This is a genomic window from Bailinhaonella thermotolerans, assembly GCF_003594875.1.
Lineage (GTDB): Bacteria > Actinomycetota > Actinomycetes > Streptosporangiales > Streptosporangiaceae > Bailinhaonella > Bailinhaonella thermotolerans.
The window spans coordinates 264,064-285,786 of record NZ_QZEY01000004.1 but is presented as its reverse complement, the minus strand read 5'-3'; the positions used below and the strand labels follow the sequence as shown (position 1 = coordinate 285,786).

Here is a 21,723-nt window from a genome sequence, read left to right as displayed (position 1 = left end):
TCGGGGCGCCGACGGCTTCGGGGTTCTCGGAGGGTCAGGCGGGAGCCTGGTGGAGGAGGAGGTAGCGGAAGAAGAGGAGGCGGCGGATCTTCGCGCCGGGGAGGAGGGCGGCGCCCTCGCGGCGGATCTCGGGGAGGGTCATGGTGGGGGCGGTGACGGGGGCGGGCACTCCGTCGTCCGCGCGCGCGGCCAGGGCCAGGCGGATGACGGCGTTGGCGGGGACGGCGGCCAGGGCCCAGGCGTAGTCGGCGGGCGTGCTCTCGCGGTAACAGCCGAGGATGGCCAGGACGCCGCCGGGGGCGAGGGCGTCCCGCAGGCGCGTCACCGTCTCGAAGGGCACGTGGTGGATCGAGGCGAGGCAGGACACGTAGTCGTACCTGCCCCGGGGGAGGTCGTGGCGGGTGATGTCGGCCTGCTCGAACGTGACGCCGGCGGGGTCCTTCCGGGCCGCCGCGACGACCTCGGCGGACGCGTCGACGGCGTCCACCTCCAGCCCGCGCGCCGCCAGCCGCCGCGCGAACCGCCCCGTCCCGCACCCCACGTCCAGCGCCCGCCGCGCCCCCGCGGGCACGTGCCGCAGCAGGAGTCCGTGGTAGTGGTCGTTGTGGTTGAAGGACATACGGCCCGACCATATCCACCCGAACGGACGGCGTTGAACGTTTTCCCCCAAGCGGCACGATCTCCGGCGGCCGGGATCAATCCGGTTGCCCCGCCCCGGCGGCGCACCCGAGGCTGGCCGCATGGACTCGTTCGACCGGCTGCCCCAGCCCGTACGGCGGGCCGCCGCGCTCGTGCACATCGGCCTGCGCGACGGCCACCCGCACGCGGACGCGCTGGTGGACCTGGCCTGCGCCCTCGCCGACCGCGGCCACGACGGCCCCGCCGTACGCGAGATCCTCGAACGCCTCCCGGCGGACCTGACCCCGGGCGACCTGGCCCGGCTGGGGCGGGCCCTCCTCGACGGCGTCGCCTTCGGCTCCGGATCGTGGGCGGCCCTCGAACACGCCCTCGACGTCGTGAGGCGCGACCTGCGGGCGGCCGGCGTCGACGGCCCCGTGCGCCTCACGCTGCCGGACTGGGATCCGGAGGCGGACGCGCCGCGTGTCGAGTTCCGCGGCTTCTACCAGGGGCTCCCCGTCGAGCCCGGTCCCCGTCCCCTCCTCCCGATGGCCGACGCCGTCCAGGAGGTGGTGATCGAGGAGAGCCATCAGGTCTGGCCCGTCTGCCCCCGCCACGGCCTCGGCCTCCACCCGGCCGACGAGCGCGCCCCCGTCTGGCGCTGCCACCGCGGCCACGACGTCGCCCCGATCGGCGGCCTGCCGCCCCGCCACACCCCGCCCGGCCCGCACCCCCGCGCCCCGGGAGCCTGACCGCCCCGCGCACCGCCCGCACCCGCCGCGCCGCCCGCATCCGCCGCGCCGCCGTACCAGGCCCGCCGTACCCGGCCCGCCGTACCCGGCCCGCGACGGACGCGGAGCGCCGAGGCCCGCCCGGCCATCGCCGCCGGCGGCGCGGGCGGACCCGGTGGCAGTCCCGCCCGCAGATCCGCGCGGCCGTCACCGCGCTCCGGTGGTCAGGCGGCGGTACGGCTCGGCCAGAGGTCGAGGGCGGCGTACGCGGGGCGCAGCTCGTCCTCGTACGCGGCGCGGATCGGGGCGGGCATGAGGCCGAGGACCAGTTCGGCGCGGCGGGGGTCGAGGTCGTCCAGGAGCCAGGGGAGGTAGCGCGGGCCGTCGTCGCCGACGCGGCGGCGCTGGGCCTCGGCCATGCCCTTCCAGTGCTCCTCGCCGAGGACGGCGTCGATCAGGGGCAGGGCGTCGGTCTCCTCGTGGACGAGGTGGCCGGTGAGCCCGGCGCGCAGTTCGTCCACCAGGGCCCCGAGCCGCGCGGGGCCCGTCTCGCGGTCGGCGAGGGCGGCGTCGATCGCCTCCAGCAGCGGGTCGATGCGCGCGTGCTCGGCCTCCATCGCCTCCAGCAGCGCCAGGTCGTCCGGCCGGCCGGCGACCAGCTCCGTCATCACCGGCCACAGGGCCTCGTCCTCGGCGCGGTGGTGGGCGTGGAGGTACCGCTTGAACATCTCCCAGCCCACGGCCGACTTCATGATCAAGCGAGGGTCGTCGCCGCCCCGCTCGGTGATCCGCGCGATCCGCTCCAGCTCCCGCCGCAGCGCGTCGTGCATCACGAACATCATCGTCATGTCCAGCTTGAAGCCCATGTCCGGTCCCTTCCGAGCGATTTCCCGCCATCGACGCCCCGACGCTAACCCTCACCCACACAACTGTCAACATCCCAACTATCATCAGCGCGACCATCAATGTCCCGCTCTATCAGCGCTGGTAAGCTCTCGCCGGAGGTGTGACCTGTGACCGATCAGCGGCAGCCCGTGGCGGAGGACCACGCGGGGCCGCCGCACGCCTCCCTCGGCCATCTGCTGCGCCGCGTCTTCACCGCCGTCACGGCCGACGCCATGGGCGACGGCACGTCCCGCGACTTCGTCGTCCTCGACGCCCTCGCCGACGAGGACGCCCGTTCCCAGCAGGACCTCGCGCACCGCCTCGGCATCAACCGCACGATCATGGTCAAGCTGCTGGACCGCCTCCAGAAGGCCGGATACGTCACCCGCACGCGCAACCCGGAGAACCGCCGCACCCACGTGCTCTCGCTCACCGACGCCGGCCGCGCCGCCCTGGAGGACATGCGCGCGGAGATCGCCGACCGCGACGCCCGCATCACCGCCCCCCTCACCGGGGACGAGCGCCGCCGCCTGACCGAGCTGCTCACCAGGCTCGTCGCCGAGGACGGCGAGATCGCGAGCACCGAGCACCTCATCGCCCAGGCCCACTACCGCCTGCGCCGCCTGGGCGACCACATCCTCGCGCCGTACGGCCTGCGCACGCGCCACTTCGGGCTGCTCCTCGCGCTGGAACGGCTCGAGCCCTGCCCGCAGCAGCGGCTCGCGCGCAGCCTCGGCCTGACCGAGCCGACGACCGCGTCCCTGGTGGACGAGGTCGTGCAGGCGGGCATGATCGCCCGCGGCCAGGACCCGCACGACCGCCGCCGCTACGCCCTCCGGCTCACCGGCCTCGGCCGCGACCGGCTCCCCCAGGTCCACCGGGCCATGGAGGCGACCGAGCGCGAGATCGAGGACTCCCTCGGCCCGGACGCCGTCCGCGACCTGCGCGACCTCCTCACCAAACTCCTCCCCTGACGGGCGCAACCGCGCGGAGCCGTACGGGGTTACAGGAGACGCAGGCGAACTCCGACCCGAGGGGGCACGAGGTGGAACGGCAACTGGAGATCCCGGCGGCGACCGGACCGGCGGACGCGTGGGCGGACCTCGACGGGGAACTGGAGCGCGTCGGCGTCGCGCTCACGCCCCCGCTCCTCACCCCGGAGGAATGCGCCGAGGTCATCGCGATGTTCGGCCGGGACGACCTCTTCCGCAGCACCGTCGTGATGTCGCGGCACGCCTTCGGCGAGGGCACCTACCGGTACTTCCGCGACCCCCTGGTCCCGATCGTCCAGGGCCTGCGCGAACGCCTCTATCCCCCGCTGGCCCGCCTGGCCAACCGATGGGCGGCCCGGCTGGGCGAGCGCGCCTGGCCCGAGGACCTGGACGGCCTCCTGGCCGAGTGCGCCGAGGCCGGCCAGCACCGCCCGACCCCGCTCCTGCTGAGGTACGGCCCCGGCGGCCACAACTGCCTCCACCAGGACGTGTACGGCGAGGTGACCTTCCCGATCCAGGTCGCCGTCATGCTCAGCACCCCCGACGCCGACTTCACCGGCGGCGAGAGCGTCTTCGTCGAGCAGCGGCCCCGGGCCCAGTCCCGCCCCATCGTCGCCCGCCCCACGCTGGGCCAGGGCGTCGTCTTCCCCGTGCGCCACCGCCCGGTCCCCTCGGCCCGGGGCTACAAGCGCGTGGCGATGCGCCACGGCGTGAGCACCGTGACCGGCGGCGAGCGCCACGTCCTCGGCGTCATCTTCCACAACGCGACGTAGGCCCCCGCGCAGCGGAACGCCCCGCAGCCCGCACAGCGGAACGCCCCGCCGCGCGGGCGGGGCGCTTCCGGAGTACGGCGCGGCCGGGGCGGCCTCACGCCGTACGGGTCACACGTCGTAGTAGAGCTCGAACTCGTGGGGGTGGGGGCGGAGGCGGATGGGGTCCACCTCGTTCTCACGCTTGTAGGAGATCCAGGTCTCGATGAGGTCGGGGGTGAAGACGCCGCCTTCGAGGAGGTACTCGTGGTCCGCCTCCAGGGCGTCCAGGACCTTCTCCAGCGAGCCGGGGACCTGCGGGACCTGGCGGGCCTCCTCGGGCGGGAGCTCGTAGAGGTCCTTGTCCACGGGCTCCGGCGGCTCGATCTTGTTCTTGATGCCGTCCAGGCCGGCCATGAGCATCGCCGAGAACGCCAGGTAGGGGTTGCAGGACGGGTCGGGCACCCGGAACTCGATGCGCTTGGCCTTGGGGTTCGACCCGGTGATCGGGATGCGGACGCAGGCCGAGCGGTTGCGCTGCGAGTAGACCAGGTTGACCGGCGCCTCGAAGCCGGGGACGAGGCGGTGGTAGGAGTTGACCGTCGGGTTCGTGAACGCCAGCAGCGACGACGCGTGCTTGAGCAGGCCGCCGATGTAGTGGCGGGCGGTGTCGGAGAGCCCGGCGTAACCGACCTCGTCGAAGAACAGCGGCTCGCCGTCCTTCCACAGCGACTGGTGGCAGTGCATGCCCGAGCCGTTGTCGCCGAAGAGCGGCTTCGGCATGAAGGTCACGGTCTTGCCGTACTCATAGGCGACGCTCTTGATGATGTACTTGTAGAGCATCAGGTTGTCGGCCGTCTTCAGCAGCGTGCCGAACCGGAAGTCGATCTCCGCCTGGCCCGCCGTGCCCACCTCGTGGTGCTGCATCTCCACGTCGATGCCGCACTCGATGAGCTGCTTGACCATCTCCGAGCGCAGGTCGGTGTAGTGGTCCACCGGCGGCACGGGGAAGTACCCGCCCTTGTAGCGGGGCTTGTTCCCGAGGTTGCCGCCCTCCTCCTCCCGCCCGGAGTTCCACGCGCCCTCGACCGAGTCGAGGTAGTAGTAGCCGGCGTTCGCCTTCGTCTCGAAGCGCACGTCGTCGAAGATGTAGAACTCGGCCTCGGGCCCGAAGTAGACGGTGTCCGCCACCCCGGTGCCGCGCAGGTAGTCCTCGGCCTTCTTCGCCACGTTACGCGGGTCCCGGCTGTAGGCCTCACCCGTCAGCGGGTCGTGCACGAAGAAGTTGATGTTGAGCGTCTTGTGCTGGCGGAACGGGTCCACCACGGCGGTCGAGGGGTCGGGCAGCAGCAGCATGTCCGACTCGTGGATCGCCTGGAAGCCGCGGATCGAGGACCCGTCGAACATCAGGCCCTCGGTGAAGACGCTCTCGCCGAAGTTCTGCGCCGGGAACGTGAAGTGGTGCGAGGTCCCCGGCAGGTCGACGAACCTGACATCGACGAACTCCACGTCTTCTTCCCTGATGAACTTCAGAACGTCGTCGGCGTTCTTGAACATCCAACCTCCCAGGGGCACGGACTTCAGTCATGAACCTAGGCGCCGGCCGTTTCCGCCCCATGTCTCGTGTGTTTCGCGCGTGTAAAGCGGGTCAGTGCTGTGGTACGGCGACCGCCCACCCCCTCGGATACCGTGTCAGGGTGAGCAAGAAACCCCGTGTGACGCAGACCTGGCTGGCGGGCGAACCGTCTGAGAGCGATGGATACCCAGGTCAAGCGCTCGGTATGCCGGAAACCGGCCCCGGTTCGATCGCGCGTCCGGCCCGCCGCCTCGGCGCGCTCCTGGTCGACTGGCTGGCGTGCACGGCGATCGCGGTCGGCCTGTTCCAGTCCACGTCCGTGCTGACCCTGGGCATCTTCGCGCTGGAGAACCTCGTCCTCCTGACCACCCTCGGCACCACCCTCGGGCACCGCCTGTTCGGCCTGCGCGTGACCGGTCTCGGCGGCGGCCCGGTGACCCCGCTGGCCGCCCTGATCCGCACTGCCCTGCTGTGCCTGTTCATCCCCGCGGTGGTGAGCGACGACGACTTCCGCGGCCTCCACGACCGCCTCGCCGGCACCGTCATCGTGCGCGCCTGACCTCCGCCGCGCTACGCCTTCCGCGGGCTCAGGCCGTACGGCAGGGCGTGTGACGTGGGGGTTCACGGAGGTCCGGGACGTGCGCCGGAAACGGGTGGGACGAATTCCGGCCGGGGTGCAACCGTTCCGGTCCCGGCGGGGTTGAAGTGACCGTGAGGGATACGGACGAACAGGACGCGCCGCTGCTCAAGGCGCTCCGGGAGGACCTCGACCAGGGGTTCGTGATGTTGTTCGAGGCCTACCGGGGCCTGGTGTTCTCGACGGCGCTGCGGCTGTCGGGACGGTGGGCGGACGCCGAGGATCTGACCGCCGAGGCGTTCCTGCGGGCGTTCCGGGCGCTGAGCGGATACGACGCCGATCGCATCGGGTCGCTGCGGCCCCGGGCCTGGGTGATGACGATCCTCATGAACCTGTGGCGCAACCAGCACCGGGACGGTCAGCGCCGGCCGCTCCTCGACCTGACCGGAGAGGACGTGGAGGAGGTCGACCCCGGCGAGAGCGTCGAGGCGGCCGCCGAGCGGCGCGAGACCGGCGACGAGCTCGCCGCGATGCTGCGCCGGCTGCCGGACGACCAGCGCGCCTGTGTCGTCCTGCGGCACGTCTCGGGGTTCGCCGTATCGGAGATCGCCGACGTCCTCGGCCTTCCCCAGGGCACCGTCAAGTCTCACGTCTCGCGCGGGCTCAAGCGGCTCCGCGCGCTCACCGAAGGGGGTGCACGATGAACTCTCCAGAGGACCGCCTGCTGGACCGGCTCGCGGACCTGACCACCGACGCGCCCGCGGGCCTGCTGGACCGGATCGCCGCGCGGTGGGTCCGCGTGGACGGCCCGCTCGGCGAGATGTCGGTCGCCTTCACCGACCACGGCATCGCGTACGTCCGCACGGACCCGGGGGACTTCACCGCCTCGTTCCGCGCGCGCTTCGGCCGCCCGCTGCTCCCCGCCGACCGGCCGCCCGCCGGGCTGCTGCCCGCGCTCCGCACCGGGCGCACGTCGGGACTGCGCTTCGACCTGCGCGGGCTGACCGACTTCCAGCGCGACGTGCTGCTGGCCGCGCGCACGATCCCGCGCGGCGAGGTCCGGCCGTACTCCTGGATCGCCCACCGGATCGGGCGGCCCAAGGCGGTGCGCGCGGTCGGCACGGCCCTGGGGAACAACCCGGTGCCGCTGCTGATCCCGTGCCATCGCGTCACCCGCTCCGACGGCCAGACCGGCGACTACGTGTTCGGCCGCGAGGCCAAGGAGACCCTGCTGCGCACCGAGTCGGTGAACGTGGACGAGATGCGGACGCTGGCCGCCCGGGGCGTCTTCTACGTCGCGAGCGACACGACCGGGGTGGTGTGCTTCCCCACCTGCCACAACGCGCGCCGCATCACCCCGCGGCACCGGCACGGCTTCCGCACCCTGGCCCAGGCCGCCGCCGCCGGCTTCCGCCCCTGCCGGTCCTGCCACCCCGACCTGGCCGCGTGACCGGCCGCCCCGGCACCGGTCCCGCCCCGGCGGGCCCTGACCTCGCCACGGGGCCCGGGGCCCTCTCCGCGCCGGGCCGGGACCACGCGGCGGAGGGTGCGGACCTCGCGGAGGGTGCGGACCTCGGTGCGGAAGGTGCGGACCTGGGAGCGGAGGTGACGGGCCTCGCGGCGGAGGTGGCGGGCCTCGCGGCGGAGGTGGCGGGCCTCGCGGCGGAGGTGGCGGGCCTCGCGGCGGAGGTGGCGGGCCTCGTACGGCTGGCGCGGGCGCGGGGAGCGAGCCTGGTCAACATCGGCCACGGCCGCTCCCCCGGCGCGATCGCCGCCGCCCGGGCGTTCGCCGAGTCATGGCAGGCGTACGGCGGGGCGGTCGGCGCGGTGGTGTCGTGGCCCGCGACGGCGGCCTCCTGGCTGCGGCAGGCCCGGCGCCTCACCACGCCGGTCCCCGACCTGTGGGTGATCGCGGACGACGCGCCGGGCTGGAGCGCGATCGCCCCCCGCCTGCTGGAGACCGGCCTGTGGGACCCGGGACGCACGATCGCCTTCTCCGCCCTGGCGCACCCGGGCCTGCCCACCCTGGCCGGGGACGCCGCGACCGAAGGTCTCATGGTCACCCGCCCCGACGGCACCCCCGCGGTGTACCGGGACGACCGGCTCCTCCCCCTTCCCCTCCCCTGACCCTGGCCATGCCGTACGGCCGGCGCGCGCCCGCCGTACGGCAGGCTCCGGGAGGCCCTGGCGCGTCTCCTTCTTGACGCTGGGACCGGCTTCTCTCCCGGCATATCCCGATTCGGCGGGAGTCCGCGCTGACATCGGCGGAGCGGACTGGGATCATTGACGCCGTGACTGATCTGGCTGGTGTGACAGTTCTCACGGTGCCGCAGTGGCAGGGGGCCGCCACGGCGCGGCGGCACCTGCTCCCGCTGGGCGCCGACCGGCTCGCCGAGGCCCTGCCGGGGGCGCGGGTCGTGCGGGTGCCGGTGCCGGACGGGCCGGGCGCCCAGGACGGCGACGTGCTCGGGCTGGACGTGCTGGCCGAGGTCGCCGCCGCGGCCCGCGCCGCGCTGGCCTCGGCGGGTGACGGCGTCGTCGTCACGGCCGGGGGCGACTGCGGGGTGGAGCTGGAACCGGTGGCGGCGGCGCGGGCGCGCCACGGCGACGCCCTGGCGGTGGTCTGGTTCGACGCGCACGGCGATCTGAACACGCCGGAGTCCTCGGGGTCGCACTCCTTCCACGGGATGGTCCTGCGCACGCTGCTGGGTGAGGGCCCGCCCGCCCTGCTGCCCGGGCAGCCGCTCCACCCCGGTCAGGTCGTGCTGGCGGGCGTCCGCGCGCTGGACCCCGGGGAGCGGTCCTACCTCGCCCGGACCGGGCTCCGCCACGTCGGCGTCCCCGACCTGCTCGCCTCTCCCGACCGGCTCGTCGAGGCCGTCGCCGCCACCGGGGCGACGTCCGTCTACGTCCACATCGACCTGGACGTCCTCGACCCCGGAACCTTCGGCTCCCTCAACTATCCCGAGCCCGGCGGCCTGACCCCCGCCGCCCTCCGCGCCGCCGTGCGCGCCCTGACCGACCGCTTCCCCCTCGCCGGCCTCGGCGTCACGGAGTACACCCCGGAGCACCCCGATGACCAGGCCCTTCTCGCGGACCTCCTGCCCGCCCTCCTCACCCGCTGAGAGCCCGGCCCCACGCCGTCTTCCCGGTCGCGACGCCGCGCCCCCGGGAAGACGGGACGCGGCGAGCCGGACGCCGGAAGACGGCACGTGACCGGCCGGACGCCGGAAGACGGCACGTGACCGGGCGGACGCCGGGGAGACGGCGCGGGGCGGGGCGGGCGCCGTGAAGAGCGGCGCGCTGAGCGTGCCGGACCGGCTCGCCCGGATCCGTGCCCTGCTGTCCGGGCTGAGCGGGCCGCACGGGAACGGGGAACTGCGCGCCTGGGCGAATCCCGGCACCGCCGAGGGCGTGCCGCTTGAGGTGTTCCGGCTGGTCCGCGGCCTCGACGCCGGCGGGGGCCTCGACGAGCCCTTCGAGCCGCCGGAGTCCCCGGACGACCTGGCCGGCCGCCTCACCGAGATCGACGAGGCCGGCGCCCTGCGCAGGCTGGTGCGCATCGCGTCGGTCACGCTGGCCTACCGGACTCCGGGCCGCTATGACGAGGCGAAGGCGGGCGAGGTCTTCCGCGCGCTGGCCCGCCTGCTGGGGTACGGCGCCCGCTGGTGGACCAACACCGACCTGTGCGGCTGGGATCCGGTGACGCGGCATGTCATGGACGCCGTGGTCGTCGGCGCCGGCGGCGGGGTCGTCGTCACGGTGCTGGCGTTCGACGAGGACTGACGGGCCTGACGCGGACTGATGGCCTGACCGGCCTCCCGCCGGCCGGCCCAGACCGGGCTCACAGCGTGAAGGTGCCGGTGAAGGCGGCCAGGTGGGACGCGGCCCGGGGCCAGTCCTCGTGGGGGGCGGTGAAGAGGAGGACGGCGGCGCGGCGGTCGATGACCAGGAGGCGGGAGTAGACGTGCGCCTTCTTGCCGGTGCCCGACTGGGAGATGACCGCCTCCCATTCGGCGCCGGGGATCTCGCCGCCGATCTCGCGGAACCTCAGCGTCTCGATGGCGCCCTTCCGCTCGAACCCCTCGCGGGTGCTGCCCAGGATCTGGCGCGGGTCGGCGGATTCGAGCAGGCCGAGGGGCTGGGCGATCACCTGGACGGTCCAGAGGCGCTGGTCGGAGCCCTCGGGGCCGCGCCACTCCACGGACGTCTCCTGGTTCGTGGAGGCGTCCTTCTTCCGCCACCCGGCCGGGACCGCCAGGGAGAAGCGGCCGGGCTTCTCGAAGCGGGTGAACCCCGGGGGTACGGCCCCGGGCGGGGCCGGGCCCGAGTCGGACGCGCCGGACGGGCGGGCGGCGGCCGAACTCGGGGCGGAGGTCCCCTGGCCGGAGGTGCCCGGGGCGGGGGTCCCCTGGGCGGGGCTGTGGCCGCCGGCGGCGGTGGGGCCCGGGGACGGGCTCCGGGCGGCGCCGGGCCACGGGATCACGCCCCGGGCCAAGAGGACGGCGGCGGAGGCGGCCACGGCGACGGCGAGCGCCCCGGCGGCGATCACGAGGCCGCGGCGCGACCGGGCGCGGCGGGCCGGGGCGGGCGGCTCGCCGTACGCCACCTGGGCGAGGAGGCGGGTCACCGCGTCGGCGGGCAGGCGCTCGGCGGGGTTCTTGCGCAGGAGGCCGTCGATGACCGGCCACAGGAGGGCGGCGCGCAGCGGCGGGCGCGGCGGCTGGGAGAGGATCGCGCCGACCGTGGCGGTCGGGTTCGCGCGGTGGAACGGGCCGACGCCCTCGACCGCCTTGTAGAGCGTCACCCCGAGCGCCCACAGGTCCGAGGCCGGGGACTCGCGCCCGCCGGAGAACTGCTCGGGCGCCATGTACTCCAGGGACCCGACCGCCGACCCGGGCCCGGTCAGCGTGGAGTCGTACTCCGCCAGCGCGATGCCGAAGTCCGTCAGGACGACGCGTTCCCGCCCCTCCGCCCCGTGATCCGGGCCGGCTCCCCCGGCCATCCCGGTCATCCCGGCGGCGGCGGTGCTCGCGTGAGCGGTGTGAGGGGAGCCGGTGGGGGACTCGCGGAGACCCGTCGCCGGGCCGTACGCCTGGGGCCCCGCCGGCCGGGTGCCGGGCGGCCGATGGCCCGGGTGGAGCCCGGCGGCCCTGGCCCGGCGCGGGTCGGACAGCAGGACGTTGGCCGGTTTGACGTCCCGGTGCAGGACGCCCGCGGCGTGGGCCGCCCGCAGCGCCTCCAGCACCTGGAGCAGGATCGCGGCGGCGCGGCGCTCCGGCAGCGGCCCGCGCTCGGCGATGAGGCCGTCGAGCGAGGGGCCCTCGATCAGCTCCATCACGATCCACGGCCGCCCGTCCTCCTCGACCACGTCGTGGACGGTGACGATCCCCGGATGGTTGAGCCCGGCGGCGGCCCGCGCCTCGCGCAGCGTGCGCCGCAGGCGTTCCTCGCGCTCCTCGCCGCCCTGCCCCTCCGCGAGCAGGACCTCCTTGACCGCGACGTCCCGGCGCAGCATCTCGTCGCGGGCGCGCCACACGACGCCCATCCCGCCGCGTCCGAGCCGCCCCACCAGCCGGTAACGCCCCGCGAGCAGCGGCCCCTCAGGCCCAGGCATAGGGGGGAACATACCGATCGGTCCAGGCTCGCGCCATCCCGGCCCATCCGCCGCACGGCCGACTGTGATCTGTGCCACATTCCCTTGAACCTCACATCGATGTGAATTCCTACCGTTTCAGTCATGACGAACACGACGCTGAACAAGAAGAACGACGTCTTCGCGGTGGGCGGGGACCTGACCGTGAGCAGGATCGGCTACGGCGCGATGCGGCTGTCCGGCGGGCCGGGTGCCGACACCCTGCCGCCGGCCCAGGCGCCGATCTGGACCGCGCCGGACGACGAGGCGGGCGCGATCGCGCTGCTGCGGCGGGCCGCGGACCTGGGGATCCAGCTCTTCGACACCGCCGACGCCTACGCGCTCGGCGAGAACGAGGAGCTGATCGCCAAGGCCCTCCACCCGTATGACGGCCTGCTGATCGCGGCCAAGGTCGGCGTCGCCCGGCCCGCGCCGGACGAGTGGGTGCCGCTGGGCCGGCCGGAGTATCTCCGCCAGCAGGCCGAGCTGGCCCTGCGGCGGCTGCGCGTGGAGCGGCTGGACCTGCTCCAGTTGCACCGCATCGACCCCACGGTGCCGCTGGCCGACCAGCTCGGCGCGCTGAAGCGGCTGCGCGACGAGGGCAAGGTGCGCCACATCGGCCTGTCCGAGGTCACGGTGGACGAACTGCGCGAGGCCCAGGAGATCGTGCCGATCGCGAGCGTGCAGAACGTCTACAACCTCGCCGACCGCCACCACGACGACGTGGTCGACTACGCGGCGGAGCACGGCATCGCCTTCCTGCCGTACTTCCCGATCGCCATGGGCGCGCACTCCGCCACGGAGGGCCCCATCGCCGAGGTGGCCCGCGAACTGGGCGCGACGGCCTCCCAGACCGCCCTGGCCTGGCTCCTCCACCGCTCCCCCACGATCATCCCCATCCCCGGCACCCGCTCCGTCTCGCACCTGGAGGAGAACGCGGCGGCCCTGTCGCTCTCCCTGACGAGCGAGCAGTTCGCCCGCCTCGACACCCTCACCGCCTCCTGAGCGGGAACCGGGCGCCCACGCCCTCCCCCGGCCCGCGTCGGCGATGGGAACCGGGGGCGGGGCGTGGAGCGCCGAGGGCCCGGCTAGGGGCCCATGGCCTGGGCGGCGTCCACGTGCCAGGTCCTGACGGGCCCCCGGCGCTCGGGCGGCGGCCCCACGGCCAGCCGCGGCCGGGACCCGGCGACGGGCGTGGCGTGGCGGAGGGAGACGGCGACGCGGCGCGCGGGGTGGGCCGGAAGGGGCTCGGCCAGGGCGGCCGCCACGTCGGACGCCGTGATCTCCAGCCGCCCGGGCAGGACGCGCGACACGCGGGCGGGCTCGGCGGCCAGGTCGGCCCACTGCCGGTGGACCAGGGCGCGGGCCAGGCCGAGCAGGAGGCGCGCCCAGGCGCGGCACAGGTCGGGGCGGACGTCGCGGACCTCCAGATCGGGCAGCCCGAAGACGTGCATGCCTGCCGTGTGGAGGCGGGTCCCGCCGTCGTCGTCCTGGAAACCGAGGACCCGCGCCCAGTCGCCGACGGCGAACCGCTCGGGCCGGGTCGGCGGGCGCGGCCGCCAGCCCGCCGGGATGAGGCGGGGCGTGTGCGGGTCGAGGCGCAGCCCGCCGGTGCGCTCGGCCAGCAGGGACACCGCCTGCCACAGGGCCCACAGGTGCAGGGGCGGCCAGCCCGGCGGCGCGGCGCAGGTGACGGCGTAGTGGACGCGGGCCCGCGCGATGCGGTCGAGCTCCAGGTGGTCGGCCCGGCGGTGGCAGGCGGGGCAGGCGAGCGTCTCCAGTGCCCCGGTGATCTCGGGGTCGTCCGCCGCGGCCCGGTCGATCCGCACCTCCACCTCCCCGGGCCACGGCGGGGGCTCCCAGCGGTCCCGGATCAGCTCGAACGGGTCGTCGGAGACGATCCGCGGCGCCGCGACGACCAGGCCGGCCGCCGCCGGCCGTACCACGGGAAGAACGATCATGGGGGCCTCCGGGCGAGGGGTGACGAACGGGGACTCGCCCACGCTGTCACCCGCCCGCCCCCTCCCACGTGCCCGAACCCGGTTCTGTGGACGGCCCGGACGCCTGTGGAAAACTCCCTCAGCCGGCGGCGCTCTCCCCCGGGCCGGGATCCCGCGCCTCCCGCCCGGCCTGTCCCAGCGCGTCGAGATAGGCCATGACCGCAGGGCGCCGGTCCCCCGCGCGCCAGGCCACGGCCAGTTCCGCGGGCGGCAGCCCGGAGACGGGCCGGCAGACGATCCCCGGGCGCGAGTAGAGGGCCGCGTTCCCCTCGGCCAGCAGCGCCACCCCGAGCCCGCCGAGCACGGCCTCGAACACCTCGTCCGCCGTCGCCGCCTCCACCCCGACGCGCACGTCCCCGCCGCCCAGCCAGAAGTCCCGCAGCGGCCCGGCCGCCCGGGGCAGGGCGACGAACGGCTCGCCCAGCAGCTCGGCGTACCCGACCTCGTCCCGCGCGCACAGCGGGTGGTCCTCGGGCAGCGCCACGACCACGCGCTCCACCGCGAGCACGCGCGTGGCCGTGCCAGCGGGCGCGGGCAGCCAGACGAAGGCCACGTCCGCTCCGCCGTCGGCCAGCCCGCAGCTCGGGTCCTCCCACCCGACGAGGCGCAGCGAGATCCTCCACCCCGGCATGCGGCGCCGGAACCCGCGCAGCGCCGCCGCCTGCAGGTCCCGCCCGACCGCCGTCTGCATGCCGATCACCAGCGTGCCCGCCGGGAGCGCCGCACGCGCCGCCGCGACCCCCTGGTCCCACCGTTCCAGCAGGTCACGGGCCGAGGCCAGCAGCGCCGCACCGGCGGCGGTCAGCTCCACCCCGGACGGCGCGCGGTCGAACAGCGCGAACCCCAGGTGCCGCTCCAGGGCCCGGATCTGCTTGGACAGGGCGGGCTGGGACACGAACAGCCGCTCGGCGGCCCGGGTGAAGCTCAGCTCCGCCGCGACCTCGGCGAAGTACCGCAGGTCCCGCAGGTGCACGTCCATAACCGACGGTTATAGCGACAGGTCTTGGACGGCGGAACCCCCGGGACCCAGTATCTCGGCCATGAGGAGTCTCGGCGGTCTGAACGTCCCGCCCATCGGCTTCGGCGCGATGGTGCTCTCCCCCGGCATGTACGGCGAGATCGACGAGGACCGGGCGCTGACCGCGCTGCGGCACGCGATCGACGAGGGCGCGGCCTTCGTGGACACGAGCGACGCGTACGGCGACGGCGCCCACAACGAGCGGCTGGTCGGCGCGGCGGTCAAGGGCCGCGACGTCGTGGTGGCCACCAAGTTCGGGCTGGCGGTGCCGGAAGGCGAGAGCGCCCGCGAGATCCCCGTGGGCTTCGAGTTCGGGAAGCTCGCGGTCAACGCCGAACCCCGGCTGGTACGGCGGTACGCCGAGCGCAGCCTGCGCAACCTGGGCGTGGACGCGATCGACCTGTACTACCCGCACTTCCCCGACCCGGCCGTGCCCATCGAGGACACGGTGGGCGCGATGGCCGACCTGGTCGCCGACGGGCTGGTCCGCCACATCGGCCTGTCCAACGCGACCGCGGAGCAGCTCCGGCGCGCGCACGCCGTGCACCCGGTCGCCGCCGTGCAGACCGAGTGGTCCATGTGGCGGCCGATCGACCCCGACCTGCTGGCCGCGGCGGACGAGGCCGGCGCGGGCGTGGTCGCCTGGAGCCCGCTGGGCGCCGGGTTCCTGACCGGGACCGTGACCGAGCTGCGCGACGGCGACTTCCGCCACAACGCGCCCCGCTTCGCGGCGGGCAACCTGACCGCCAACAACGACCGGTACGCCCCGATCCGCCGCCTGGCCGGCCGGCTCGGCGTCACCCCGGCCCAGCTCGCCCTGGCCTGGCTGCTCCACCAGCACGACCGCGTCGTCCCCATCCCGGGCAGCCGCACGCCCGCCCACATCACGGAGAACGTCGAGGCCGGGGCGCTCGACCTCCACCCCGACACCCTCGCGCTGCTCGACAAGGCCCTGGCCGGTTTCCGGCCCGCCGGTGGGACCCTGCTGTGACCCGTCGCACCCCGCCGCGCCCGGCCGGCCTCCTCGCGCTCGCCCTCGCCGCGGCCGTCTGGCCCCTCACCGCCTGCGGCGGCTCGGGGCCGGTCCAGCCCGGCCCGCGGGCGGGCGTCCAGTCCCCGTCAGCCCAGTCCCCGTCAAACCAGCCCCCGTCAAACCAGCCCCGATCGGCCCCGTCCCACTCAGCGCCATCCCACTCAGCGCCATCCCGGCCGGCCCCGTCCCGGCCGGCCCCGTCCCCGGAGGCGACCGGCGCGTCCGCCCCCGCTGAGGGCGGCGGGGCCCGGCGCGAGGCCCTGGCGTACGTGGACGCCGTCAACAAGGGCGACCTGGACGCGCTGGTGGGCGCGTTCGCCGAGGACGCCGAGATCCTGGACGTCTCGCGCACGATCAGCGGCGCGGACGCGATCCGCCGCTGGGCCTCGGCGGAGGTGATCGGCGGGACGCTCCGCGTGCTCTCCGTCGTGGAGAACCGCCCCGACGGCCAGAAGCTGCTGGTCCACTGGGCTCCCGCGGGCTCCTCCGGCTGGCGCGCCCACTACGACTTCACCTACGCCGGAGGCCGCGTCGCGCGCGCCGACCTCCAGTACGCCTGATCCGGCCCCGCCGGGCCCGCACGCGCGGCGGGCCCGTGACCGTCCCCCGGGCGGCGAGGACCGCCGCCCGGGGGACGCGCTCAGGCGGTGAGGTCGGCCCAGACCGTGCGGCCGTCGGCGTCGCCGTACCAGTCCCACCGGGTGGCGTACGCCTCGACGGTGAGCAGGCCCCGGCCGGATTCGGCCAGGTCGTCGGGGTACGGCTCGCGCAGGGCGGGGGCCTTGGGGCCGCCCTCGTCCACGACGGCGATGCGGACCCCGGCGCGATGGCGGGTCACCTGGAGGACGAGGAGCCCGCCGGGTTCGCCGCTGCGGGTGTGCCGGATCGCGTTGGCGACGAGCTCGCTGACCACCGCGGTGGCCGCGCTCGCGACGCGGGTCCCGGCCAGCAGCACCGCGACGAAGCGCCGGGCCTCGGCCACCTGCTCCAGTCGCCCGCGGAAGGCGCGCCCGCAGATCGCCGCGGGGGGCGCGCCGGGTGCACCGCGGGCGCGGGTCGATTCTCGGGCGTCGGTCGTGCTCACTCTCATGCGTGCCCACCTCCCGGCGGCTGCCTGCCCCCCGGGTGGGCCGTGACCGCCAATCCATAAGAGGGACGCCCCACTCCCCGCTCCGGACACCTCACCTCAGGGCTACATATCCCGAACCCCGCGCGTCCCGCGCGTCTCTCGGCCCGTCCCCGCCGCCAGGACCTGCGGGTACGGCGGGCGCCCCGGAAACGCCCGGCCGGGGGTATCGCCGCCCGATCGGGAGTGAGAACGCCCGGCGCCGGGAATCACCGCGGCGCCGGGCGGCTTGTTCCGGGAGTACGGAACGATCAAGGAGGGGTGCGTGGACGACTGGGACGACGAGGACGTGTGGGACAGTCCCGACAGGTCCGTCGCCGAGCACGTGCGGCGGTACATCACCACCGACGGCGGCGACGGCTACCTGGAAGGGGGCATGACCAACCTCGTGCTGACCGTCCGGGGCCGCACGAGCGGCAGGCTGCTGCGCACGGGCCTGTTCTTCGGGGAGGACGCCGGGCGCTACATCCTGGTCGCCTCCGGCTCGGCGATCACCAGCACACACCCCTCGTGGTACCTCAACGTGATGGAGAACCCCGAGGTCCGCGTGCAGATCCTCGGCGAGCGCTTCAGCGCCCGCGCGCGCACGGCCGAGGGCCCTGAACGCGCCCGGCTGTGGCGCAAGATGGTCGAGCTCGCCCCCGTCTACCGCACCTACGAGGCCCGCAGCCGCCGCGAGATCCCGGTCGTCGTCCTCGAACGCCTCTGACGCGCCTCCCGGTCGCCGCTCGGCCGGCGTCGCCGCGGAGCGCCCGGCCGGCCCCGAGCGCCAGGCCGCCCGCCGTACGGCCCCCGCGAGCCGTACGGCGGGCGGGGGCGGAACGGGAAGGGGTCGGCCGCCGGGAACGGGCACCGGCCGGGGAGAGATCAGAGGTCGGGGAGGGGGTCGGGGGGCAGGTGGTCGGCCGGGGAGATCTCGGCGTCGGCGGCGCGGACGACCGGGACGTATTCCTCGTCCACCTCCAGGGTGAGGTCCCCGATGTGGATGGCGGGCCCCAGGGAGCCCATCTCGACGGGCCCGAGCTGGATCGCGCGCGGATAGGCGGCCCAGATGGAGTCGGGTTTGTCACGGGTCAGCCATTTGCAGGCGATCACGACGACGCGTGTTTCCGTGACCGCCACGAGCGTGTGGAACATGCCGCCGCCGTGGCTCACCATGGCCGTGGCCGGGAACAGGTAGTGCAGTTCTTCGCCGGGCGGGAGAAAGGGGCGGACCCGCTCTCGGACCTTGGCCTTAAGTGGCATCTTGACCCGCCTAGTTCAATCTCTAATCATTGCCGGATGAAGCGAAATACGGGGTTTGTCAGGCTCTCCGTCTCCTCCATCACGGTAGTCGCCCTTCTGGGGGCCTGCACCCCGGGGGAGAAGTCCGGGAGCGGGGGCCAGGGCGGCGGGCAGAAGGCGAGCAAGGCGGGGCAGGCGGCCCTGTCGCCGGAGGCCTACCGGGAGGCGCTGACGGCGGCCGGGGAGCCGGTCGGGAGCGCGATGGGCGAGGTGGCCCGGGCCAGGTCGGTCAAGAACGTGGCCAGGCGCCTCGGCGAGGCCCACAAGGCGGCGGGGCAGGCGCTGGACCGGCTGCGGGGGGTGACGCCGCCGCAGGAGTTCAAGGCCGAGCACGACGGCCTGGTAGACGAGCTCCAGCGGTACCACACGGAGATCGCCTCGGTGCGCGAGGCCGCCGACGGCAGGGAGGTGTGCGCCCCCTCCTCCGCGCTGGGCCGCCTGGGCGGCACCGAGGCCGCGGCGGGCCTGCGGAAGGCGGCCGCGGCCCTGGGCGCCAAGGCGGGACGGGAGCTCCCGCTGCGCGTCCCGGCCGCGGCCAAGGAGAAGAACCGGCGGCTGGCGCACGGCCAGGCGCTGCGCAGGCCGGGGAACCGCGGGCTCGGCGAGCTCACCGTGGACAACGGCAACGCCAAGGACGCCGTCGTCACGCTGACGCGCGGCAAGAAAACGGCGTTCACGTTCTACGTGCACAAGAAGCGGAAATTCAAGCTGACCGGGATTCCGGACGGGAATTACCGCCTCTTCTTCACCTCTGGTGGCGACTGGGATCCCAAGTACCGCGGATTCACCCGCGACTGCTCTTTCGAGAAGTTCGACGAGCCCTTCCCCTTCAAGACGACCGCGACGGCGTACGACACCTGGAGCATCACGCTCCACGCGGTTTCCGACGGCAAGGCCGAGACCAGCGAGGCCGAACCGGACGACTTCCCCTCCTGACCCGGCCGCCCGCGCCGCACGCGCGCCGGCCACCCCCGGCCGTGCGCCGCGCCCCTCACCCGGGCGTTCCGTACGGCCCGCGCGAAGGCCCCGCCGTACGGCCGGCGCATGGGCACGCCGTACGGCCAGGTTCAAGCGGTGGCGGTGGCGGTGGCGGTGGCGGTGGCGGCGGCGGGGAGCGGGACGCGGGCGGGGACGGCGGGGTCGTCGCGGGCGACCAGCGTGGCGTAGTGGCCGTCGCGGGCCAGGAGCTCCTCGTGCGTGCCGCGCTCGACGACCCGGCCGCGGTCCAGCACGACGATCTGGTCGGCGTCGCGGATCGTGGACAGCCGGTGGGCCACGATGATCGTGGTGCGTCCCGCCGACAGCCGGTCGAGGGCCCGCTGCACCAGCTTCTCGGTGCGGGTGTCCAGGGCGCTCGTCGCCTCGTCCAGGATCAGCACCGGCGGGTCCCGCAGCAGCGTGCGCGCGATCGCGATGCGCTGCTTCTCTCCTCCGGAGAACCGGTGCCCGCGCTCCCCGACGACCGTGTCGTACCCGTCGGGCAGGGAGGCGATGTGGTCGTGGATGCGCGCCGCCTTCGCCGCCTCCACCAGTTCCTCGTCGGTCGCGTCAGGCTTGGCGAAGCGCAGGTTCTCGGCGACGGAGGCGTGGAAGAGGTACGTCTCCTGCGCCACGACGCCGACCGTCTCGGCCAGGCTGTCGAACGTCAGGTCGCGCACGTCCACGCCGTCGATGGTGACGCGGCCCTCGGTCACGTCGTACAACCGCGACGGCAGGTAGCTCAGCGAGGTCTTCCCGGCCCCGGTCGCGCCCACGACCGCGAGCTTCGTGCCCGCGGGGACGGTCAGGTCCACACCGGTCAGCGTGCGGGCGTCGTCGCCGTACGCGAAGGAGACGTTCTCGAACCGCACCTCGCCGCGCACTCCGGACAGCGCGACCGCGCCGGGGCGCTCGCGGATGTCCACGGGCAGGTCGAGGTACTCGAAGATGCGGGCGAACAGCGCCAGCGAGCTCTGCACCTGCACGCCGACCCGCAGCAGCGAGACCGTGGGCCGGAACATGCCCTGCTGGAGCGCGGTGAACGCGACCAGCGTGCCGATGGAGACCAGCGGCGTCCCGGCGGCGACGGTGAACCCGGCGGCCCAGTAGATCAGCGCGGGCAGCGCGGCCATGATGATCTGGATCGTGGACTGACGCCAGCGGCCGGCCATCTCCGAGCGGACCTCCAGCTCCGCGAGCTGGTCCGAGCCGCGCGCGAAGCGCTCGGTGAGGGCGTCGGAACGGCCCATCGTGCGGCCGAGCAGGATGCCGCTCACCGAGAGGGACTCCTGGACCATCGCCGACAGGGCGGCCATCTTGCGCTGGCGCTCGGTGGTGATGCGGCGCCGCTCCGCGCCGACCTTCCGGCTGATCCAGGCGAACACCGGCAGCAGGAGCAGCGAGACCAGCGTGAGCCGCCAGTCCAGCAGCAGCATCGCGACGAGCGAGGCGATCACCATCGTGCTGTTGGAGACGATGGCGGTGACGGTGGAGGTGATGACGGCCTGCATGCCGCCGATGTCGCCGGCGATGCGCGACTGCACCTCGCCGGTCCTGGTGCGGGTGAAGAACGCCAGGGACATGCGCTGCAGGTGGGCGTACACCGACGTGCGCAGGTCGTGCATGACGCGCTGGCCGACGGTCGAGGCGATCATCGTCTGCCAGACGTCGAGCACGCTCGTGGTGACCGCGACGACGATCATGCCGAGGGCCAGCGCGCCGAGCAGCCCGACGCGGCCCTGCGGGAGCGCGACGTCGATCACCTCGCGCAGCAGGAACGGCGAGGCCAGCGAGATCAGCGTGGACCCGATGATCAGCAGCCCGACCAGGGCCAGGCGCGCGCGGTAGGGCCGGAACAGCCGGATGATCCGCCGCAGTTCGGCGGGCGGGGAGTCTTCCATGGGCCTCCTTTAGATGATGCTGACTCAAACGGAGCCTAGCTCACAATTATTCCGGCAATAAACTCCTGCCATGGCGGACGAAGCTGACCTGGCCGAAGTGTTCCTCCGGCTCACCAAGCGGATGCGGCGCGCGTACGTGGCGCGCCTGGAACCCCTCGGCATCACGCCGTCCCAGGAGCGCGCCCTCCGCGTGATCGCCCACGCCGAGACCCCGCCGCGCATGGTGGACCTGGCCGACCGCCTCGGCGTCGTCCCCCGCTCGGTGACCAGCGTGGTCGACGCCCTGGAGGCCCACGGCCTGGTCCGGAGGGAGATCGACCCGGCCCACCGCCGCTCCACCCTCCTCCTGCTGACCGACCGGGGCCGCGAGATGCAGCAGAACGTCCGCGCCGCCCGCCGCCGGGCCTCCGAGGACCTCTTCGCCCCGCTCACGGAGTCCCAGCGCGCCCAGCTCCTCGACCTGCTCTCCCTCGTGGACCGCCACGCCGGCTGACCCCCGCGCCGCCCGCGGGGCTCCCGGCGACCGCGCGGCCGCTCGCGCCGTACGGCCGGCCGCGCGCCCGGCTCGTGCCGTACGGCCGGCGCGGGCGCGGCTCAGGCCGTACGGCGGGCGGGCGGCC

24 protein-coding genes are annotated in these 21,723 nt (G+C 74.5%); 15 read left to right on the top strand and 9 right to left on the bottom strand.

The window, feature by feature from the left end; genetic code table 11:
• Nucleotides 1–34: 34 nt before the first annotated feature.
• Nucleotides 35–619, bottom strand: coding sequence for a class I SAM-dependent methyltransferase (locus D5H75_RS13845; protein ID WP_119926840.1), 585 nt, complete (start codon nucleotides 617–619; stop codon nucleotides 35–37).
• Nucleotides 620–740: 121 nt separating this feature from the next.
• Between D5H75_RS13845 and D5H75_RS13840 the strand changes: the two genes are divergently transcribed.
• Nucleotides 741–1,370 carry a hypothetical protein gene (locus D5H75_RS13840; RefSeq protein ID WP_119926839.1) on the top strand — a complete coding sequence of 210 codons (630 nt, stop codon included), beginning with the start codon at nucleotides 741–743 and terminating at the stop codon, nucleotides 1,368–1,370.
• A 203-nt stretch (nucleotides 1,371–1,573) separates the two neighbouring features.
• Here D5H75_RS13840 and D5H75_RS13835 read toward each other — a convergent pair whose 3' ends face one another.
• Complete coding sequence (locus D5H75_RS13835) at nucleotides 1,574–2,215, bottom strand: hemerythrin domain-containing protein (RefSeq protein WP_119926838.1); 642 nt, start codon at nucleotides 2,213–2,215, stop codon at nucleotides 1,574–1,576.
• 147 nt (nucleotides 2,216–2,362) lie between these two features.
• Here D5H75_RS13835 and D5H75_RS13830 point away from each other — a divergent pair, with 147 nt between their 5' ends.
• Nucleotides 2,363–3,208, top strand: a complete 846-nt coding sequence (locus D5H75_RS13830) for a MarR family winged helix-turn-helix transcriptional regulator (RefSeq protein WP_202638126.1) — start codon at nucleotides 2,363–2,365, stop codon at nucleotides 3,206–3,208.
• Between the two features lie 71 nt (nucleotides 3,209–3,279).
• Nucleotides 3,280–3,999 carry a 2OG-Fe(II) oxygenase gene (locus D5H75_RS13825; protein ID WP_202638125.1) on the top strand — a complete coding sequence of 240 codons (720 nt, stop codon included), beginning with the start codon at nucleotides 3,280–3,282 and terminating at the stop codon, nucleotides 3,997–3,999.
• A 108-nt stretch (nucleotides 4,000–4,107) separates the two neighbouring features.
• Here the strand turns inward: D5H75_RS13825 and glnA are convergent, their stop codons facing one another.
• On the bottom strand, nucleotides 4,108–5,532 hold the full coding sequence (gene glnA / locus D5H75_RS13820) for a type I glutamate--ammonia ligase (RefSeq protein WP_119926837.1): 1,425 nt from the start codon (nucleotides 5,530–5,532) through the stop codon (nucleotides 4,108–4,110).
• A 224-nt stretch (nucleotides 5,533–5,756) separates the two neighbouring features.
• Here glnA and D5H75_RS13815 point away from each other — a divergent pair, with 224 nt between their 5' ends.
• The 6 genes from D5H75_RS13815 (at nucleotide 5,757) to D5H75_RS13785 (ending at nucleotide 9,914) form a co-directional block, all read left to right on the top strand.
• A complete protein-coding gene (locus D5H75_RS13815) occupies nucleotides 5,757–6,110 on the top strand; it encodes an RDD family protein (RefSeq protein WP_242454221.1) in 354 nt (117 codons plus the stop codon).
• 152 nt (nucleotides 6,111–6,262) lie between these two features.
• On the top strand, nucleotides 6,263–6,832 hold the full coding sequence (locus D5H75_RS13810; protein WP_242454220.1) for an RNA polymerase sigma factor: 570 nt from the start codon (nucleotides 6,263–6,265) through the stop codon (nucleotides 6,830–6,832).
• Entirely contained in the window at nucleotides 6,829–7,578 is a 750-nt protein-coding gene (locus D5H75_RS13805) for a methylated-DNA--[protein]-cysteine S-methyltransferase (RefSeq protein ID WP_119926835.1), read from the top strand. Before D5H75_RS13810 ends, D5H75_RS13805 begins: the two co-directional genes overlap by 4 nt.
• Before the next feature lie 155 nt (nucleotides 7,579–7,733).
• The gene (locus D5H75_RS13795) at nucleotides 7,734–8,255 is read left to right on the top strand and encodes a hypothetical protein (protein ID WP_202638124.1); all 522 of its coding nucleotides are present in this window, start codon (nucleotides 7,734–7,736) and stop codon (nucleotides 8,253–8,255) included.
• 164 nt (nucleotides 8,256–8,419) lie between these two features.
• Nucleotides 8,420–9,253, top strand: a complete 834-nt coding sequence (locus D5H75_RS13790) for an arginase family protein (protein WP_202638123.1) — start codon at nucleotides 8,420–8,422, stop codon at nucleotides 9,251–9,253.
• Between the two features lie 163 nt (nucleotides 9,254–9,416).
• Nucleotides 9,417–9,914 (top strand): hypothetical protein, encoded by a 498-nt coding sequence (locus D5H75_RS13785; RefSeq protein WP_119926833.1) that lies wholly within the window; start codon nucleotides 9,417–9,419, stop codon nucleotides 9,912–9,914.
• 58 nt (nucleotides 9,915–9,972) lie between these two features.
• Here D5H75_RS13785 and D5H75_RS13780 read toward each other — a convergent pair whose 3' ends face one another.
• Nucleotides 9,973–11,745 carry a serine/threonine-protein kinase gene (locus D5H75_RS13780; protein WP_119926832.1) on the bottom strand — a complete coding sequence of 591 codons (1,773 nt, stop codon included), beginning with the start codon at nucleotides 11,743–11,745 and terminating at the stop codon, nucleotides 9,973–9,975.
• A gap of 123 nt (nucleotides 11,746–11,868) precedes the next feature.
• On the opposite strand from D5H75_RS13780, the gene D5H75_RS13775 reads away from it, so the two are divergent.
• On the top strand, nucleotides 11,869–12,768 hold the full coding sequence (locus D5H75_RS13775) for an aldo/keto reductase (RefSeq protein WP_119926831.1): 900 nt from the start codon (nucleotides 11,869–11,871) through the stop codon (nucleotides 12,766–12,768).
• An 83-nt stretch (nucleotides 12,769–12,851) separates the two neighbouring features.
• On the opposite strand, the gene D5H75_RS13770 is transcribed toward D5H75_RS13775, so the two are convergent.
• On the bottom strand, nucleotides 12,852–13,724 hold the full coding sequence (locus tag D5H75_RS13770) for a hypothetical protein (RefSeq protein WP_147425143.1): 873 nt from the start codon (nucleotides 13,722–13,724) through the stop codon (nucleotides 12,852–12,854).
• 118 nt (nucleotides 13,725–13,842) lie between these two features.
• Nucleotides 13,843–14,742 (bottom strand): LysR family transcriptional regulator, encoded by a 900-nt coding sequence (locus tag D5H75_RS13765; protein ID WP_119926829.1) that lies wholly within the window; start codon nucleotides 14,740–14,742, stop codon nucleotides 13,843–13,845.
• 61 nt (nucleotides 14,743–14,803) lie between these two features.
• On the opposite strand from D5H75_RS13765, the gene D5H75_RS13760 reads away from it, so the two are divergent.
• Together D5H75_RS13760 and D5H75_RS41515 are read left to right on the top strand one after the other, a co-directional pair.
• Nucleotides 14,804–15,772, top strand: coding sequence for an aldo/keto reductase (locus tag D5H75_RS13760; RefSeq protein ID WP_119926828.1), 969 nt, complete (start codon nucleotides 14,804–14,806; stop codon nucleotides 15,770–15,772).
• A gap of 311 nt (nucleotides 15,773–16,083) precedes the next feature.
• Nucleotides 16,084–16,374, top strand: coding sequence for a nuclear transport factor 2 family protein (locus D5H75_RS41515; RefSeq protein WP_202638122.1), 291 nt, complete (start codon nucleotides 16,084–16,086; stop codon nucleotides 16,372–16,374).
• 80 nt (nucleotides 16,375–16,454) lie between these two features.
• On the opposite strand, the gene D5H75_RS13750 is transcribed toward D5H75_RS41515, so the two are convergent.
• Nucleotides 16,455–16,904, bottom strand: a complete 450-nt coding sequence (locus D5H75_RS13750; protein ID WP_119926826.1) for an ATP-binding protein — start codon at nucleotides 16,902–16,904, stop codon at nucleotides 16,455–16,457.
• Between the two features lie 301 nt (nucleotides 16,905–17,205).
• Here D5H75_RS13750 and D5H75_RS13745 point away from each other — a divergent pair, with 301 nt between their 5' ends.
• Nucleotides 17,206–17,649: a nitroreductase/quinone reductase family protein gene (locus tag D5H75_RS13745; RefSeq protein ID WP_119927113.1), complete on the top strand. Its 444-nt coding sequence runs from the start codon at nucleotides 17,206–17,208 to the stop codon at nucleotides 17,647–17,649.
• 158 nt (nucleotides 17,650–17,807) lie between these two features.
• Here the strand turns inward: D5H75_RS13745 and D5H75_RS13740 are convergent, their stop codons facing one another.
• Nucleotides 17,808–18,185, bottom strand: a complete 378-nt coding sequence (locus D5H75_RS13740) for a hypothetical protein (RefSeq protein WP_119926825.1) — start codon at nucleotides 18,183–18,185, stop codon at nucleotides 17,808–17,810.
• Nucleotides 18,186–18,221: 36 nt separating this feature from the next.
• On the opposite strand from D5H75_RS13740, the gene D5H75_RS13735 reads away from it, so the two are divergent.
• Entirely contained in the window at nucleotides 18,222–19,160 is a 939-nt protein-coding gene (locus D5H75_RS13735; protein WP_119926824.1) for a hypothetical protein, read from the top strand.
• Nucleotides 19,161–19,291: 131 nt separating this feature from the next.
• On the opposite strand, the gene D5H75_RS13730 is transcribed toward D5H75_RS13735, so the two are convergent.
• Complete coding sequence (locus D5H75_RS13730; protein WP_119926823.1) at nucleotides 19,292–21,103, bottom strand: ABC transporter ATP-binding protein; 1,812 nt, start codon at nucleotides 21,101–21,103, stop codon at nucleotides 19,292–19,294.
• 70 nt (nucleotides 21,104–21,173) lie between these two features.
• Between D5H75_RS13730 and D5H75_RS13725 the strand changes: the two genes are divergently transcribed.
• Complete coding sequence (locus tag D5H75_RS13725) at nucleotides 21,174–21,596, top strand: MarR family winged helix-turn-helix transcriptional regulator (protein ID WP_119926822.1); 423 nt, start codon at nucleotides 21,174–21,176, stop codon at nucleotides 21,594–21,596.
• The last annotated feature ends 127 nt before the right edge of the window (nucleotides 21,597–21,723 follow it).

What these genes read in the sequence shown, in the direction of transcription:
- D5H75_RS13845 (WP_119926840.1), bottom strand. Translation starts at nt 619, where the DNA reads ATGTCCTTCAACCACAACGACCACTACCACGGACTCCTGCTGCGGCAC.
- D5H75_RS13840 (WP_119926839.1), top strand. Translation starts at nt 741, where the DNA reads ATGGACTCGTTCGACCGGCTGCCCCAGCCCGTACGGCGGGCCGCCGCG.
- D5H75_RS13835 (WP_119926838.1), bottom strand. Translation starts at nt 2,215, where the DNA reads ATGGGCTTCAAGCTGGACATGACGATGATGTTCGTGATGCACGACGCG.
- glnA (WP_119926837.1), bottom strand. Translation starts at nt 5,532, where the DNA reads ATGTTCAAGAACGCCGACGACGTTCTGAAGTTCATCAGGGAAGAAGAC.
- D5H75_RS13815 (WP_242454221.1), top strand. Translation starts at nt 5,757, where the DNA reads ATGCCGGAAACCGGCCCCGGTTCGATCGCGCGTCCGGCCCGCCGCCTC.
- D5H75_RS13805 (WP_119926835.1), top strand. Translation starts at nt 6,829, where the DNA reads ATGAACTCTCCAGAGGACCGCCTGCTGGACCGGCTCGCGGACCTGACC.
- D5H75_RS13780 (WP_119926832.1), bottom strand. Translation starts at nt 11,745, where the DNA reads ATGCCTGGGCCTGAGGGGCCGCTGCTCGCGGGGCGTTACCGGCTGGTG.
- D5H75_RS13775 (WP_119926831.1), top strand. Translation starts at nt 11,869, where the DNA reads ATGACGAACACGACGCTGAACAAGAAGAACGACGTCTTCGCGGTGGGC.
- D5H75_RS13770 (WP_147425143.1), bottom strand. Translation starts at nt 13,724, where the DNA reads ATGATCGTTCTTCCCGTGGTACGGCCGGCGGCGGCCGGCCTGGTCGTC.
- D5H75_RS13765 (WP_119926829.1), bottom strand. Translation starts at nt 14,742, where the DNA reads ATGGACGTGCACCTGCGGGACCTGCGGTACTTCGCCGAGGTCGCGGCG.
- D5H75_RS13760 (WP_119926828.1), top strand. Translation starts at nt 14,804, where the DNA reads ATGAGGAGTCTCGGCGGTCTGAACGTCCCGCCCATCGGCTTCGGCGCG.
- D5H75_RS13750 (WP_119926826.1), bottom strand. Translation starts at nt 16,904, where the DNA reads ATGAGAGTGAGCACGACCGACGCCCGAGAATCGACCCGCGCCCGCGGT.
- D5H75_RS13740 (WP_119926825.1), bottom strand. Translation starts at nt 18,185, where the DNA reads ATGCCACTTAAGGCCAAGGTCCGAGAGCGGGTCCGCCCCTTTCTCCCG.
- D5H75_RS13735 (WP_119926824.1), top strand. Translation starts at nt 18,222, where the DNA reads ATGAAGCGAAATACGGGGTTTGTCAGGCTCTCCGTCTCCTCCATCACG.
- D5H75_RS13730 (WP_119926823.1), bottom strand. Translation starts at nt 21,103, where the DNA reads ATGGAAGACTCCCCGCCCGCCGAACTGCGGCGGATCATCCGGCTGTTC.
- D5H75_RS13725 (WP_119926822.1), top strand. Translation starts at nt 21,174, where the DNA reads ATGGCGGACGAAGCTGACCTGGCCGAAGTGTTCCTCCGGCTCACCAAG.